The sequence below is a fragment of the Streptomyces sp. genome (assembly GCF_031181555.1).
Taxonomy (GTDB): domain Bacteria; phylum Actinomycetota; class Actinomycetes; order Streptomycetales; family Streptomycetaceae; genus Streptomyces; species Streptomyces fimbriatus.
Genome location: NZ_JAPSKQ010000115.1, coordinates 6807 through 21638, shown reverse-complemented (window position 1 = coordinate 21638; position 14832 = coordinate 6807). Strand labels below are relative to the sequence as shown.

At 72.5% G+C, this 14832-nt stretch carries 11 protein-coding genes; 5 read left to right on the top strand and 6 right to left on the bottom strand.

The features are described from left to right. Positions 1 to 775, bottom strand: a 775-nt coding sequence (locus tag RIM90_RS21605; protein WP_309062397.1) for an aminoglycoside adenylyltransferase domain-containing protein, incomplete at its 3' end; no start/stop codon positions are given. 634 nt (positions 776 to 1409) lie between these two features. On the opposite strand from RIM90_RS21605, the gene RIM90_RS21600 reads away from it, so the two are divergent. Further along, on the top strand, positions 1410 to 2549 hold the full coding sequence (locus tag RIM90_RS21600) for a site-2 protease family protein (protein ID WP_309062396.1): 1140 nt from the start codon (positions 1410 to 1412) through the stop codon (positions 2547 to 2549). Positions 2550 to 3083: 534 nt separating this feature from the next. On the opposite strand, the gene RIM90_RS21595 is transcribed toward RIM90_RS21600, so the two are convergent. Both RIM90_RS21595 and RIM90_RS21590 read right to left on the bottom strand, forming a co-directional pair. Then, positions 3084 to 3971: a universal stress protein gene (locus RIM90_RS21595; RefSeq protein ID WP_309062395.1), complete on the bottom strand. Its 888-nt coding sequence runs from the start codon at positions 3969 to 3971 to the stop codon at positions 3084 to 3086. Positions 3972 to 3991: 20 nt separating this feature from the next. After that, positions 3992 to 4699, bottom strand: a complete 708-nt coding sequence (locus RIM90_RS21590; protein WP_309062394.1) for a hypothetical protein — start codon at positions 4697 to 4699, stop codon at positions 3992 to 3994. 807 nt (positions 4700 to 5506) lie between these two features. On the opposite strand from RIM90_RS21590, the gene RIM90_RS21585 reads away from it, so the two are divergent. Genes RIM90_RS21585 through RIM90_RS21570 form a run of 4 tightly spaced genes read left to right on the top strand, consistent with a single transcriptional unit; the run spans position 5507 to position 10599 of the window. After that, positions 5507 to 7399, top strand: coding sequence for a maleylacetate reductase and hydroxyquinol 1,2-dioxygenase domain-containing protein (locus tag RIM90_RS21585; protein WP_309062393.1), 1893 nt, complete (start codon positions 5507 to 5509; stop codon positions 7397 to 7399). Between the two features lie 17 nt (positions 7400 to 7416). Further along, a complete protein-coding gene (locus RIM90_RS21580) occupies positions 7417 to 9198 on the top strand; it encodes an FAD-dependent monooxygenase (protein WP_309062392.1) in 1782 nt (593 codons plus the stop codon). 13 nt (positions 9199 to 9211) lie between these two features. Beyond that, complete coding sequence (locus tag RIM90_RS21575; protein ID WP_309062391.1) at positions 9212 to 9970, top strand: CoA transferase subunit A; 759 nt, start codon at positions 9212 to 9214, stop codon at positions 9968 to 9970. Then, positions 9967 to 10599: a CoA transferase subunit B gene (locus RIM90_RS21570; protein ID WP_309062390.1), complete on the top strand. Its 633-nt coding sequence runs from the start codon at positions 9967 to 9969 to the stop codon at positions 10597 to 10599. The genes RIM90_RS21575 and RIM90_RS21570 overlap by 4 nt, the downstream gene beginning before the upstream one ends. Positions 10600 to 10734: 135 nt before the next feature. Here RIM90_RS21570 and RIM90_RS21565 read toward each other — a convergent pair whose 3' ends face one another. From RIM90_RS21565 to RIM90_RS21555, 3 genes are all read right to left on the bottom strand, one after another. Beyond that, entirely contained in the window at positions 10735 to 11616 is an 882-nt protein-coding gene (locus RIM90_RS21565) for a helix-turn-helix domain-containing protein (RefSeq protein WP_309062389.1), read from the bottom strand. A gap of 121 nt (positions 11617 to 11737) precedes the next feature. Beyond that, positions 11738 to 14077 carry an FdhF/YdeP family oxidoreductase gene (locus RIM90_RS21560; RefSeq protein WP_309062388.1) on the bottom strand — a complete coding sequence of 780 codons (2340 nt, stop codon included), beginning with the start codon at positions 14075 to 14077 and terminating at the stop codon, positions 11738 to 11740. Between the two features lie 62 nt (positions 14078 to 14139). Next, the gene (locus RIM90_RS21555; RefSeq protein WP_309062387.1) at positions 14140 to 14652 is read right to left on the bottom strand and encodes an SRPBCC family protein; all 513 of its coding nucleotides are present in this window, start codon (positions 14650 to 14652) and stop codon (positions 14140 to 14142) included. Positions 14653 to 14832: the final 180 nt, after the last annotated feature.

Sequence of the window (14832 nt, the reverse complement as noted above, 5' to 3'; positions counted from 1 at the left end):
CCGGACTGTGCTGCCGTGCCCGGCCCGCGAGGGTGTGGGCGAGTGCGGTCACCCGCGAGGTGTGACGGGTCCAGTCGGCGGTGATCGTGCCGAGGTAGTCGGCCCGGGCACGCTCCAGCAGATCACGGTCGGTCGTCGTGAGCGTCTGCGCGATCGTCTCGGCGGCGGCGTCCTTGGAGACGATCCGGCCGGTGTCGAGCGTGACGAGGATGCGTGCCAGGGTGAGGAGGGTGTTGCGCTCGTCGCCTTCGATCTCGTCCAGGACGTCCGGGACGACGGCGAGGACCGCATTCCTGAGCAGCTCGGACGGGACGGAGGGGACGACGTCACCGAACGCGGGGCCGCGCAGCACCCGGCACGCCGAGTGGGCGGTGGCCAGAAGGACGACGGCGTCGGGATCGCCCGTGGGCTGCGGAAGGTGGCCGTGGGTGAGTTCTTCGCGAAGCCACTCGCCGTACTGGAAGTCGCGGCGAGGCGTGTCCGTCAGCGGACGGATGTCGTCGATGACGATGCCGGTCAGCTCGATGGGCCGCCGGTGCGCCGCGTCGGGGAAGCGTCCGGCGTGGCCGCGCCATCCGGAGACGCCCGACAGCAGCGAGACCAGCGCGGCACGCTCGGGGGCGGTCAGCGAGCGGCGGGTGAGCATGAGCAGGTCGATGTCGCTGTCCGGACGCAGCCCCGAGGTACTGGCGGAGCCGTAGAGGTAGACGCCGACGACGTCCCCCGGGTTCTCCCGGTCCAGGTGCTCCAGGAGCGGGGCGATCAGTTCGTCCATCACCTCTCAGGCTAACGGCCTCGGGAGGCAGGGCCCCCTCTGCCCCGGCGACGGAACCTCCGCCGCCGGCCGCTCGACGACATTCACAGCACGCCCGGCCGCGCACGTCCCGGCGGCCGGCGGACAAGAGCCTCGGAGGGGGCTCGCGGGTTCCGTTCCCGGCCTCGTCGCTCGCTCCAGCCTGAGCGGATGGCGTGGTCGGTCGTTGCAGGAGTCGTCATCCTCGTGTTCGGAGGGACGATCGCCTCTGCCGAACTGCCGGACAGGGTGGTGCGGAAGCAGCCGTTCGGCGCAGACGACGTCATGGTCGGCGGCGTCGACGTCCTCCTGCTTTTCGTCGGAGCCGGCATTCTCTTCGCCGTCGGGTCCCCCACCGCCCGATTCGCCTTCGGGACGCCGGAGCCACCGAGCCTTGCGACGCCGCCGGACCGGGGCGCGCCGAGAGGGGACCTGTCCCGCGCAGTGCGTCTTCGCGGGGGTTCGGGGCCACGGAGCGGACCGGGACGCCGGCCGGCCCCGCGGTCCGGTCGCCCCGGAACGCTCCCCGCCCCGTGCCGGCACCGGGCGACGGGTGAGGTCCTGGCTGCGTGGAACCCGGACCACCACGCGGCAGACCGGAGGGAGGCGCACCGTTGTGAAGGCGACATTCCCGCTCGGGCGCGTGGCCGGCATCCGGATCGGAGTGCACTGGAGCGTCCTGGTCATCGTCATCGTGCTCGCCCTGGGTCTCGCGGGCCGGTTCCCCGACGCCCACCCCGACCGGCCGCCCTGGCAGTACTGGCTCACCGGGCTGCTGGGCGCGGTGGTCTTCCTGCTGTCACTGCTGGCCCATGAGCTCAGCCACGCCCTCGTGGCGCGCCGCAACGGCGTGGACGTCGACGGCATCACGCTGTGGCTCCTGGGAGGCATCGCCCGGTTGAGGAGTGAAGCCCCCACGCCGGCCGCCGAAGTCCGCATCGCCGGGGTCGGCCCGCTGGTCAGCCTGCTGCTCGGCGTGCTCTTCGGTGTCCTCGCAGGGCTGTTCGGTGCCCTGTACGGTGCCGGACTCGTCGTCGAGACACTCGCGTGGCTGGCAGGCATCAACCTCCTGGTGGCCGTCTTCAACGCCCTGCCCGCCGCCCCGCTGGACGGCGGACGGCTGCTGCGGGCGCTGGTGTGGCGCAGGACGGGCAGCCCGCTGCGCGCGACCGCGGTGGCGACCGGTGCCGGACGGGCGCTGGGCTGGGTGCTGATCGGCGTCGGGCTCTACCTCGTCCTGACCGGCGCCGCCCTCAGCGGCTTCTGGCTCGCCGTCATCGGCTGGTTCCTCATCGCCACGGCGACCGCTGAAGGCGGCCAGGCGCACCTGCGCGAATTGCTGAGCGGCGTCCCGGTGCGCCGGGCGATGGGCCCCGATCCCGTCACCGTGCCCGCGTCCCTCACCGTGGCCCGGTTCCTCGCCGCACCCGAGTACCGCTACCGGCACTCCGCCTTTCCCGTCGTCGACGGAGAACAGCGCCCTGTCGGGCTGGTGAACGTGAAAACCGCCGCCGGCGTTCCGGAAACAGAGCGGGACTCCCCCGTCACCTCGGTGATGATCCCGATCGAGGACATTCCCACACCCCACCCCGACGACCCCCTGGCACGTGTCCTGCCCGCGCTGGACAGCAGCCCGGCGCACCGCGCCCTGGCGGTCGAGAACGGCCGGGTCGTGGGCACGGTCACCAGCTCCGACATCAGCCGGGTCATCTCCTGGCTGGCGTCCTCCTCCTCGTGGCGCGCCCGGGCCTTCTGAACCACCCGCACCGGTCCCGCCTCTCCGGCTTGGTTTCCACCGCCCGTCGCTCCGCCCATCGCATGCACCAGGGCACGGCGCCACGGCGTCACCCCGGCACGCCGCCCACCCAGTACGGATGGGGTGGGGCGTTTTCGCCGGCCGGTGCGATGCGGACCACGAGGAAGGCGCGGCCGTCGAGAGCCGGGTGACCGGATGAGAAAAGACAGCGAGGTGCGCGACCGGAAGGCCGGGCAGGTCCCCCTCGGCGCGGCCGACACCGCCGTCGTCGACCTGCCGGGAGCGTCACGGACCCGGCCCGCCGAGGGCCCGCTCGGCTCCGGCGTCCTCGGCGGCTTCGGGCGCGCCACCACCGACTACGCCGACGAGGCCCTGCTGCTCCCCGTGCGGTGGGAAACCTCCGGTTGCGGGCACCTCTGGACGGACGAGAGCGACCGTGACGGAGAGCGGGTCGCGGGACGGCCGCGTTGTCGCCCGGGGCGGCCCGGTCGGGGAACTGCCGCAGCGCGTCGACTGCTGCCGGGGAGGATCCGCCTATCCGTGCCGCACCGGCCCCGGAACGACGGCGACCGGGCACCGAGCCGTGTGCAGCACCTCGCTGCTCACCGAGCCGAGAAGCAGCCTGCGCAGTCCCGCTCGCCCCCGTGATCCGACGACCAGCAGATCGGCCTCTCCGGACAGCTCCACCAGGTCCGTCGCCGGACGCACCCCCCAGTCGACGCGCAGGCCGACGGACACCGCCGGGTACCGCTCGGAGAACTCGGTGATCTGTTCCATGAGAAAGCGCCCCGCACTGCTCTCGAAATCCCCCGCGTTCGACTCGGCCATGCCGCTCCGGCCGGGAAGCAGTGGGGGGCGGTACAGGGCGTGCACCACGTCCAGGTGCGCGGTCCGGCGAGCGGCCTCCGCGAACGCGAACTCCAGGGCCTCCGGCCGGAAGTGCACGATGTCGACACCGGTGACGACGTTCCCCTCCGCCAGGTCGACGTCTCGGCCCGGACGCGTCACCAGCACGGGGCACTCGGCGTGGGTGGCCACGTGGAGGCTCACCGAGCCCAGAGGCAGGCGCGGGAAACCGCCACCGCCGCGGTGCCCCAGCACCACGAGGGAGGCCTCCGCGGAGCGTTCGACCAATGTCGCGGCCGCGTCACCGAGGGTCAGTTCCCCGGCGACGCTGCTGTCGGGGAACGCGGACCGGGCGACGGCCTCGAAACGGTCCACCAGGTCCACGCCCCGCTGCACGGCCGCACGTGCTTCGGCGTCTTTCTCCACCGCGTTCCCGAAGGGGTTGGGCTGGGGGACGGCGTGCAGGACATGCAGGGGGGCTGGGCGCAGCACGGCCTGTCGGGCGGCGTACCGTACGAGGGCGTCCTGGTCCTCGGCGTCGTCGACACCGACGATGACGGGCTTGGTGTCGGTCATCTCGACTCCTGTCGGGGCGGTCACGGCACTCCTGGTGAAGGCGGCTCCTCGCGGACGTCGGAGACCGCGGGCGGCGCCGGCCCGTGTGGCTGCAACGGCTCCTGTTCGCCGCCGGGTGACGACAGGATCGCTGTGAGCAGCAGTCCGAGGACGGTCACGGTGACGAGCACCACCGCGATCACGGCGGTCCACGAGCGCTCGTCGCCGTCGTCTCCGGGCCGGCCGGCGCGTTCTTCCCCGGCGGCCCGGTCCGTGAGCCGCCCGTCGGCCCGGTCCGTCGCCCGTTCACCGGCCGGGCCGGTGAACTGGCTGTTGATGGCGTCGATCCGCCGTGCCAGTTCGGGATCCTCGCGGGCGAGACGTCGTTCGATCCGGGCGAAGGCGTGCTCTTCGTCCATCGCGGAGCTCATACCGATCACCTCGGTGTTCGGTCCGTGGCGAGGCTGGTGCCCCAGGGCCGTGGTCATGGTGACGATGTGCGCGGACGTCGTGATGGAGGCGCCGGCCGACGCCGCCCCGGCACCCGGGGGCGTCACGCAGGCGGTGACCGGCACCGGTGAGGGGAGGAAGTCCCGCACGACCTGCCCGACGGACCGCATCAGCCCGCCCGGGGTGCCGATCTCCACCCCGTACGCGGCGTAACCGTCCCGTTCCGCGGTGTGCGGCCCTTCCTCCAGGGGGTCCGTGATGACCGGCGTGATCGCGCCGTCCACCCGCGTCGGCAGCACACGCGAATCCTGCACCGGCGACGGACAGCGCGAGCACGCACACCGGGGCGACCGGGAGTGCGCGGGCGAGCATCCCGGTCTTCGGCCGAGGGGCGCAACCGGCCACCGCATCCACTCCCTTCCGGCACGCCGTTCAGCGGAACGCGAGCCTCCGGTCAGCGTCGTACGCGAGTACCCCCTGGGCGGCACGCGAGGCGTCCTCGGGGCGCGGGGAATGCGGCCATCGCGGGGCGGGACCTTTTTCTGCCGGGCTCAGGCAACGGGACAGGCGCGGAAGCCGGCCGGCCTCCGGAGCGGTGCGCCGAACGCCTCCGGGACGGCAACGACGCACCGGCGACCGGGAGAGGAGCAGCACGCGGACCGTCCACTCCGCGTGCGCACCGGCCGTACGGGAATGGCCGGTCCGGCTGCTGAACGCACCACGGCCGGCACCCACCCGCACGGCCGGGGCGGGCCCGTCCCACCGGACCGCCCCGGGTCTTCCGTCCGGATCAGACCGGATCAGACCGGATCAGGGAGCGGGGCCGGGGTCCGCGAGCCCGGCACGGACCGGACGAGAGGCCCCACGCCCGGCGCAGACGCGGCGGAACCACAGGCACCGACCGCGCCCCGGCGAGGACGCGCTCGGCGGAACGCGCCCAGGATCCTTCCCCTCACAGGCGTTTCGTGCAGAAGGACGCGCCGATCGTGCAGGAGTCCACACGGTCGTCGTCCCCATACTCGGTGCCCAGGTGCCCGACGTGTTCGGACGGTCAGCGGAGGCGGAACTCGATGGAAACGTTTGTCCATACGTCCCATCCTTCACGGGTGGTCTTCGGTCCCGGCACAGTGACCCGGCTTCGCGAAGAGGTCGAGCGGCTCGGCCGCTCGCGGGTGCTCCTGCTGTCCAGCCCGCCCCTGGCGCAGGCCGCCGCGCGGGTCCGCGAGGCGCTCGGCGACCTGCTGGTGACGGAGTTCGACGGCGCGGCCATGCACACCCCGGTCGAGGTCACGGAACGGGCGCTCGGCCTGCTCGAGGGCACCGACGCCGACTGCGTCGTGGCCGTCGGGGGAGGTTCGACGACGGGCCTGTCGAAGGCGCTGGCCCTGCGCACGGGCCTGCCGCAGGTCATCCTGCCGACCACCTACGCCGGTTCCGAGGTGACCCCGGTCCTCGGCGAGACCCGCGACGGGCGCAAGGTGACGCGGTCCTCACCGGAGATCCTGCCGGAGACCGTCGTGTACGACGTCGACTTCACGCTCACCCTCCCGCTGTCCATGACGGTCACCAGCGGCGTCAACGCTCTCGCGCACGCCGTCGAGGCCCTGTACTCCCCCGACGCCGACCCGGTCACCGATCAGCACGCGCTCGACGCGATCTCCCGGATCGGGCGGGCACTGCCCCGCCTGGCCGCCGACCCGGCCGACCCGGAGGCACGCGCCGACCTGCTGCAGGCGGCCTGGCTCGCCGGGACCTGCCTCGCCACGGTCGGCATGGGCCTGCACCACAAGCTGTGTCACGTCCTCGGCGGCAGCTTCGGCCTGCCGCACGCCGAGACGCACACCGTCGTCCTGCCGCACGCCATGGCCTACAACGCGCCCGCGGTGCCCGAGGTGATGCGCCGCATCGCCGACGCCCTGGGGGTGCCCGACGCCCCCGGCGGCGTGTACGACCTGGTCGTCTCCCTCGGCGGCCCCACCTCGCTGCGCGACCTCGGCATGCCGGAGTCCGACCTCGCCCGCGCGGCCGGGCCGGCCACCTCGGCGCCGTATCCCAACCCGCGCGGCCTGACCACCGAGGGCATCTCCGAACTGCTGGCCGGCGCCTGGCACGGGCGTCGCCCCGAGGGTCCGCCCTCCACGGGAGCCAAGCTGGCCCGTCTCACCGACCAGGTGGTGGCCGGCTTCGCCCAGGCCCCCGACCCGCGCGTCCGCACCCTGCTGAGCGACCTCGTCCGGCACCTGCACACCTTCGTCGCCGCCAACGACGTCACCGACGCCGAATGGCAGTACGCCATCGACTTCCTCACCCGCACCGGACAGATGTGCGGCCCCACCCGCCAGGAGTTCGTGCTGCTGTCGGACACCCTCGGCGTGTCCAGTGCCGTGGACCTGCTCAGCAACTCCCGCACCCCCGACACCACTCCGTCCGCGGTCCTGGGCCCGTTCTACGTGGACGGTCCGCCCGAGACCGCGCACGGCAGCGACATCTCCAAGGGGCTGCCCGGCACCCCGCTCTGGGTGGACGTACGGATCACGGACACCGACGGCGAGCCGGTCAAGGACGCGGTCGTGGACGTCTGGCAGTCCAACGAGGACGGCTACTACGACGTCCAGCTCCCCGACCTGGACGGACCGGTGCTGCGCGCGCGGCTGCGCACCGACGACGCCGGGCGCGTCACCTTCTGGTCCATCCTGCCCTCGGACTACCCGGTCCCCGGGGACGGGCCGGTCGGGCAGATGCTCGCCGCGGTCGGGCGCCACCGCTACCGGGCGGCCCACCTCCACTTCCTGTGCGATGCGCCCGGCCATCGCCGGCTCGTCACGCAGCTGTTCGTGTCGGGCGGCACCTACCTGGACAGTGACACCGTCTTCGGCGTCAAGGACGAGCTCATCGCCGACTTCACCCCGCAGACGGGCCCCGCTCCCGACGGCCGCCGGGTCGACGGTGAGTGGCGCCGTCTCGACTACACCTTCCGTCTCGCCCCCCTGGCCGGATGACCGAGGAGCGCCCACCCATGACCACCACCGACGCGCACGACACGTACGGGACATACGACACCGACGTCCTCGTCGTCGGCAGCGGCCCCGCCGGCGGCTCGGCCGCACTGCTGCTGGCCACGTACGGCGTCCGCACCCTGCTGGTGACCAAGTACGGCTGGCTGGCCAACACCCCGCGGGCACACATCACCAACCAGCGCACCATGGAGGTGCTGCGCGACCTCGGTGTGGAGTCGGAGGCGCTGGCGTCGGGCAGCCCGTCCCAGCTGATGGGGGACACGGTGCTGTGCACGGCGCTCACCGGGGACGAGATCGGACGTATCCGCAGCTGGGGCACGGGGCCCGCGGCGGCCACCGAATACGGCTCGAAGAGTCCCTGCGAGATGATCGACCTGCCGCAGACCTACCTGGAGCCGATCCTGGTGAGCAACGCGGCGGCCCGCGGTGCCAAGGTCCGCTTCGACACCGAGTTCGTCGGCTTCACCCAGGACGAGGACGGCGTCACCGCCCTGCTGCGTGACCGGATCCGCGGCGACGAGTTCACCGTGCGGGCCCGCTACCTGATCGGTGCGGACGGCGGGCGCAGCACGGTCGCCGAGCAGCTCGGCCTCCCCTTCGACGGACGCATGGCCAAGGCCGGCAGCATGAACATCGTCTTCAAGGCCGACCTCACCCGGTACTGCGCCCACCGGCCGAGCGTCCTGTACTGGGTGCTGCGGCCGGGGGCGGAGACCGGTGGCATCGGCATGGGCCTGGTCCGCATGGTCCGCCCGTGGAACGAGTGGCTGCTGGTGTGGGGGTACGACATCGAGCAGCCGCCGCCGGACCTGGACGAGGAGGCGGCGCGGCGGATCGTGCGCGACCTCACAGGCGACCCCGACCTGCCGGTGGAGATCACGTCGACGTCGCTGTGGACCGTCAACCACGCCTACGCCACGCGGTATTCGTCCGGGCGGGTCTTCTGCGCGGGCGACGCCGTGCACCGCCACCCGCCGTCCAACGGGCTCGGCTCCAACACCTCCGTGCAGGACTCCTACAACCTCGCCTGGAAGCTCGCCATGGTGATCCGCGGAGAGGCCGGGCCCGGGCTGCTGGAGACCTACAGCGCCGAACGCGCCCCCGTCGGACGGCAGATCGTCGAGCGGGCCAACCTCAGCCGCGACCAGTTCGGACCGGTCTTCGAGGTGCTCGGCGTCGGCGGCGGCAGCGACGAGGCGGCCATCGCCGAGGGACTCGCGGCGCTACGGGCCCGGTCGCCCGAGGGCGCCAAGAGGAGACGGCTCCTGGAAGAGGCCGTCCAGCTGAAGAACTACGAGTTCAACGCGCACGGCGTCGAGATGAACCAGCGCTACGTCTCCACCGCCGTACTCCCCGACGCGGGTCCCGCCGAATCCTGGGAGCAGGACCGGGAGCTGGTCCACCAGCCGACGACCCGGCCCGGTGCCAAACTTCCGCACGCCTGGCTCGTCGACCGGCGGGGAGAGCGCGTGTCCACGCTGGACGTCGTGGGCGGCGGTGTCCTCACCGTGCTGACCGGCCTGTCGGGCGATTACTGGGACAGCGCCGCGAGCGCCTGCCGGGACGCCCTCGGCGTGCCGCTGCGGGTGGTCCGTATCGGCGACGAGGGCTGCCGCGACGCGTACGGCGAATGGAGCCGCGTCTCGGAGATCGCCGAGGACGGGGTCCTGCTGGTCCGCCCGGACGGGTATGTCGCCTGGCGCAGCGCCGCCGCCCCCGCGACCGCGGAATCGGCCCGGGACGAGCTCCTCGGCGCGCTGCGCCGGGTGCTCGCGCGATAGGGAGAGCACCGGCATGGACAAGGTCGTGGCCACGGCCGAGGAGGCCCTGGCGGACGTGACGGACGGACGGTCGTTCGCCGTCGGGGGGTTCGGACTGAGCGGTGTTCCGGAGGTGCTCATCGGCGCCCTGTACGCGACCGGCGCGAGCGGCCTCGCGGTCGTGTCGAACAACTGCGGGGTCGACGGGCGCGGTCTGGGCGTTCTGCTGGCCGCGGGGCGCATCGCCCGGGTCACGGGCTCCTACATCGGCGAGAACAAGGAGTTCGCCCGTCAGTACCTGGCGGGCGAACTGGAGGTCGAGCTGACGCCGCAGGGCACGCTCGCCGAGCGGCTGAGGGCCGGCGGCAGCGGCATTCCCGCCTTCTACACGCCGGCCGGCGTCGGCACGCAGGTCGCGGACGGCGGGCTGCCGTGGCGCTACGCCGCGGACGGGTCGGTCGCCGTGGCCTCGCCGCCCAAGGAGGTGCGGACCTTCGACGGCGTGGAGCACATCCTGGAGCACGCCATCACCACGGACTACGCGCTGGTCAGAGCCGCGCGGGGGGACCGGCACGGCAACCTCGTCTTCCACCGCGCGGCGCGCAACTTCAACCCGTCGGCCGCGATGGCCGGGCGCATCACGGTGGCCGAGGTGGAACAGCTCGTCGAGCCCGGCCGGCTGGACCCGGACGAGGTGCATCTGCCGGGTGTGTTCGTGCAGCGGGTCGTGCGGCTGACCCCCGAGCAGGCGGCCGACAAGGGAATCGAGAAGCGGACGGTGCGCGAGCGATGAGCTGGAGCAGGGACGAGATGGCGGCACGCGCCGCGAGCGAGCTGCGGGACGGCGACTACGTCAACCTCGGCATCGGACTGCCCACCCGCGTGGCCGACTTCCTGCCGCCGGGCACCGACGTCGTCCTGCACTCGGAGAACGGGCTGCTCGGCGTCGGTCCCTATCCGTCGCCCGACGAGGTCGACGCCGACCTCGTCAACGCGGGCAAGGAGACCGTGACGGTGCTGCCGGGAGCGTCGTTCTTCGACTCCTCCCTCTCCTTCGGCATGATCCGCGGCGGCCACATCGACACCGCCGTCCTGGGCGCCCTCCAGGTCTCCGTCCGCGGCGACCTGGCCAACTGGGCGGTCCCCGGCAGGATGATCAAGGGCATGGGCGGGGCGATGGACCTCGTCCACGGCGCCCGCCGGGTCGTCGTCCTCATGGAGCACATGACGAAGGACGGCACCCCCAGGATCGTCGAGGAGTGCACGCTGCCGCTCACGGGCCGCGGCTGCGTGGACCGGATCATCACGGACCTGTGCGTGCTCGACGTCGCTCCGCACGGCCTCGAACTCGTGGAGACCGCACCCGGTGTGACGGCCGACGCGGTCGCCGCCCGCACCCCCCTGTCCGTCCGCCGCCAGTAGCCCTGCCGAGACACCGATGACCGGGCGACCGCGGACGCGTACGCCGTCCGGGCGTCGCGTCGGCGGCGCTGTGCATCGGGGTGGGCCAGGCCCTGGTAGTGGTCCTGGAGTGCTGAAGCGACGCCCGCAGCGCCCTCAGCCGGCCCGGCGGAGGGCGGCCGGGGTCGTGTCGAGCCGGGCGCGCATCACCCGGGTGAGATGCTCCTGGTGGGAGAAGCCGCAGCGCACGGCCACGTCCGCGATCGGGTCGGAGGAGGTGCGCAGCAGCCGGCAGGCCCGCTCCAGGCGCAGTCCGAGCAGGAACTGGTGCGGCGACCGGCCCGTGCTCGCCCGGAACCGGCGCGTGAACTGGCTGCAGCTCAGCGCGGCCGCGGCGGCGAGGTCCGCGATGGGCAGGGGGTCGGCCAGCCGGTCCTCCATGAGCCGGCGCACGGCGGCGAGCTGCCGGGGGGACAGCCCGGACGGCCCGGGTGCGGTGGGGGGCGGGGCGGTGGCGGTGGCGGTCCGATGCCGGCGCACGAGTTGCGCGGCGAGCATCCCGGTCAGGTGGTCGGCGTACGTACGGGCCGACGGCTCCCAGGAGCGGACCGTGCCCGCCAGCGCGAGCAGGAGCTGCTCGGTGAGCGGGTCGGTGGTGCCGAGTTCCTCGTGCAGTTCCACCGGCCGCCCGCCGTTCGCGTCGCGCAGGGCGTCGTCGCTGAGATAGGCGTGAATCGTGTCCAGCCGGCCGCCGAGTTCGACGGAGAGGGGCCGGCCGGCCGACTGCACGAACAGTCCACCCGGCGGAATCGTCCGGGACCGGGCGCCCGTGCCCCGTCCCCGGCGCACGGTCACGGGGCCGTCGAGGTGCAGGATCACCAGGTGCGTGGGGGCCGGGCCGAATGCGGCGCGGTAGGGCTGTTCCTCCTGCGCGGAGAGGTACAGCCGCTCCCACCCGAGCCCCGCGCTGCTGTGGCGTGTCCGCACGCCGGGCTGTCGCAGGATGCCGACCGTGTCGGCCAGACCGAGCTCCGTCATGGTGCGACCTCCTCGTGGCACCCGATGTACTTGAAGAATAAACTTCAGTGAGGGCGTTGGGAAGCAGTGGTCCGCCCTCGCGGGTGGGTACGGTCCCGGCCCGTCCGCGGTGCGGCCGGGATCAGGACGAGGCTCCCTCTCCCGCCGCCGGCGCCGGCGCACGAGTTCCCTCCCGAGGTTCCAGCCGCACCACGATGCCCTTCGACGTCGGCGTATTGCTCAGGTACGCCACGCTGTCCAGCGGCACCAGCACATTGGTCTCCGGGTAGTAGGCCGCCGCACAGCCCCGTGAGGTCGGGTAGCCGACCACCCGGAAGTTCTCCGCCCGGCGTTCGACGCCGTCCTCCCAGACGCCGACCAGGTCGACCGACGCGCCCTCGTCCAGACCGAGTTCGCGCATGTCGTACCAGTTGACGAAGACGACGCGACGGGAGCCGTGGATGCCGCGGTAACGGTCGTCGTCCGTGTACGGAACGGTGTTCCACTGGTCGTGGGAGCGCAGGCTCTGCAGGATCAGGTGGCCGGGCGGGGCGGTCAGGGCCTCGAAGTCGTTGCGGCTGAAGAGGGCCTTGCCGGCGGGTGTGGGGAAGACGCCCTCGTTGACCGGGTTGGGCAGGCCGAAGCCGCCGGGACGGCGGACGCGTGTGTTGAACTCCTCGAAGCCGGGGACGACGCGGGAAATGTGGTCGCGGACGCAGTCGTAGTCGGCCTCGAAGCGCTCCCAGCGGACGGGGACCTTCTCACCGAGGGTGCGGCGGGCCAGGCGGCTGAGGATGGCGACCTCGCTGAGGAGGTGCTTGGAGGCCGGTTCGAGGACGCCGCGGGAGGCGTGGACCTGGCTCATGGAATCCTCGACGGTGACGAACTGCTCGCCGGTGACCTGCACATCCCGCTCGGTGCGGCCGAGGGTGGGCAGGATCAGGGCGGTCTCGCCGCACACGACGTGGGAGCGGTTGAGCTTGGTGGAGATGTGCGCGGTCAGCCGGCAGTTGCGCACGGCGGCCTCGGTGACCTCGCTGTCCGGGGTGGCACGGACGAAGTTCCCGGCCAGGCCGAGGAAGACCTTGGCGCGGCCGTCGCGCATGGCCCGGATGGAGCCGACGGAGTCGAGGCCGTGCTCGCGGGGCGGCTCGAAGCGGAACTCGCGGGCGAGGGCGTCGAGGAAGTGGTCCGGCATCCGCTCCCAGATGCCCATGGTCCGGTCGCCCTGCACATTGCTGTGACCGCGCACGGGGCAGGCACCGGCGCCGGGCCGGCCGATGTTGCCGCGCAGCAGCAGGAAGTTGACCACTTCGCGGATGGTGGGCACGCCGTGCCTGTGCTGGGTCAGGCCCATCGCCCAGCAGACGATCACGCGCTTGCTCTCGAGGACCATGTCGCGCACCTCCTCGATCTGGGCGCGGGTCAGACCGGTGGCCTTCTCGACCTCGGGCCAGGAGACGGTGGCGCGCAGGTGCTGGGCGAACTCCTCGAAGCCCTTGGTGTGGACGTTGATGAAGTCCCGGTCGAGGACGGTGCCGGGCGCGGCCTCCTCCGCCTCCAGGAGCAGGAGGTTGAGCGCCTGGAACAGGGCCAGGTCGCCGCCGATCCTGATGTGGAGGAAGCGGTCGGCGATCTGCGTGCCTCGGCCGATGATGCCGCGGGGCCGCTGGGGCTGCTTGAAGCGGGCCAGGCCCGCCTCGGGCAGCGGGTTGACGGCGACGATCCTGCCCCCGCGGCGCTTGCAGTTCTCCAGCGCGGACAGCATCCGGGGATGGTTGGTGCCCGGGTTCTGGCCGACGGTCAGGATGAGGTCGGCGTGGTAGAGGTCGCGCAGCGACACGTCGCCCTTGCCGGTGCCGAGGGTCTCGTTGAGCGCGGTGCCGCTGGACTCGTGGCACATGTTGGAGCAGTCCGGCAGGTTGTTGGTGCCGAACGCGCGGGCGAAGAGCTGCAGGACGAACGCGGCCTCGTTGCCGGCGCGGCCGGAGGTGTAGAAGATCGCCTCGTTCGGGGAGTCCAGCGCCTTCAGCTCGTCGGCGAGCAGGTCGAGGGCGGCGCTCCAGCTGATGGGCTCGTAGTGGTCGGAGCCGGGGCGCTTGACCATGGGCCGGGTGAGGCGGCCCTGCTGGTTGAGCCACCGGTCGGACTTCTCGGCCAGCTCGCTGATCGAGTACCGGCGGAAGAAATCGGCCGTGACACGGCGCGAGGTGGCCTCGTCGTTGGTGTGCTTGGCGCCGTTCTCGCAGTACTCGTTCATGGGGCGGTGCCCCGGTTCGGGCTCGGGCCACGCGCAGCCGGGGCAGTCGAAGCCGCGGACCTGGTTGAGGTTCAGCAGCGTGAGCCCGGTACGCCGGGCCGACGTCTGGTCCAGGGAGTACTTCATCGCGTGGTACACCGCTGGTACGCCCGCGGCCCAGGTCTTGGGCGGGGTGACCTCAAGGCGGTCGTCGGCCGGTTCCTCGCTCGGCGGCTTCTGCAACGTGATCTCTCCTCGCTCCGTGTCCTGCGCCCCCTGGCTCCCGTGTGCGGTCCCGTGACCGGTCAGCCGGACGGCCAGGTCGGCACGTGGGGACGGCTCCGGCCCTCGGTGGGCTGGACGTGGCCCTTGCTGATCTCGCCGCGCCAGGCGCCGGTCTCGCGGCCCTGCCCCTCGGTGAACTCCTTGAAGGACGTCAGAGCGGTGCGGACCACGCGGCGGGCGAGGCCGAGAGTGGTCGCCGTCTGCTCCACGATTCCCCGGGACCGCAGGTCGACGCGCAGGGTCACCCGGCAGTGGCCGGCGTCGCGTTCCTCGAAGGTCGCCGTGCCGGTGTGCCGGGGTTCGTCGAGGACGTGCCAGCGCACCAGCCGGTCCGGGATCTGTTCCACGATCTCCGCGTCGTACTCGTACCTCCTCGGGCCGAACCGGGTCACCCAGTGGGTCATCACCGCCTGGATCTGGTCGACGCGTTTGACGCCGTCCATGAAGCGGGGGAACGTCTTGAACTGTGTCCACTGGTTGTACGCCACATGGACCGGGACGTCGATGTCGATCGACTCTTCGATGGTGCTCATGACCTCAGGACCATGCCCGTCTCCTCGCCGCCACCGGTGATCGCGCAGCACGACACCGGGCGCGCTCGCCCGCGCTCGCGCTATCGAGTCTCCGGGAAACACCGTCTTATGCCGACTTGTGCCGACCGCTGGTCAGGCATACGGGTGACCGGCGTGCGCAGATGCGCCGGCGCCCTCCGG

Bases quoted from the DNA above. Each gene is read 5' to 3' on its own strand.
- RIM90_RS21595 (WP_309062395.1), bottom strand. From the start codon at position 3,971: ATGACCGACACCAAGCCCGTCATCGTCGGTGTCGACGACGCCGAGGAC.
- RIM90_RS21580 (WP_309062392.1), top strand. From the start codon at position 7,417: ATGACCACCACCGACGCGCACGACACGTACGGGACATACGACACCGAC.
- RIM90_RS21575 (WP_309062391.1), top strand. From the start codon at position 9,212: ATGGACAAGGTCGTGGCCACGGCCGAGGAGGCCCTGGCGGACGTGACG.
- RIM90_RS21570 (WP_309062390.1), top strand. From the start codon at position 9,967: ATGAGCTGGAGCAGGGACGAGATGGCGGCACGCGCCGCGAGCGAGCTG.
- RIM90_RS21565 (WP_309062389.1), bottom strand. From the start codon at position 11,616: ATGACGGAGCTCGGTCTGGCCGACACGGTCGGCATCCTGCGACAGCCC.
- RIM90_RS21555 (WP_309062387.1), bottom strand. From the start codon at position 14,652: ATGAGCACCATCGAAGAGTCGATCGACATCGACGTCCCGGTCCATGTG.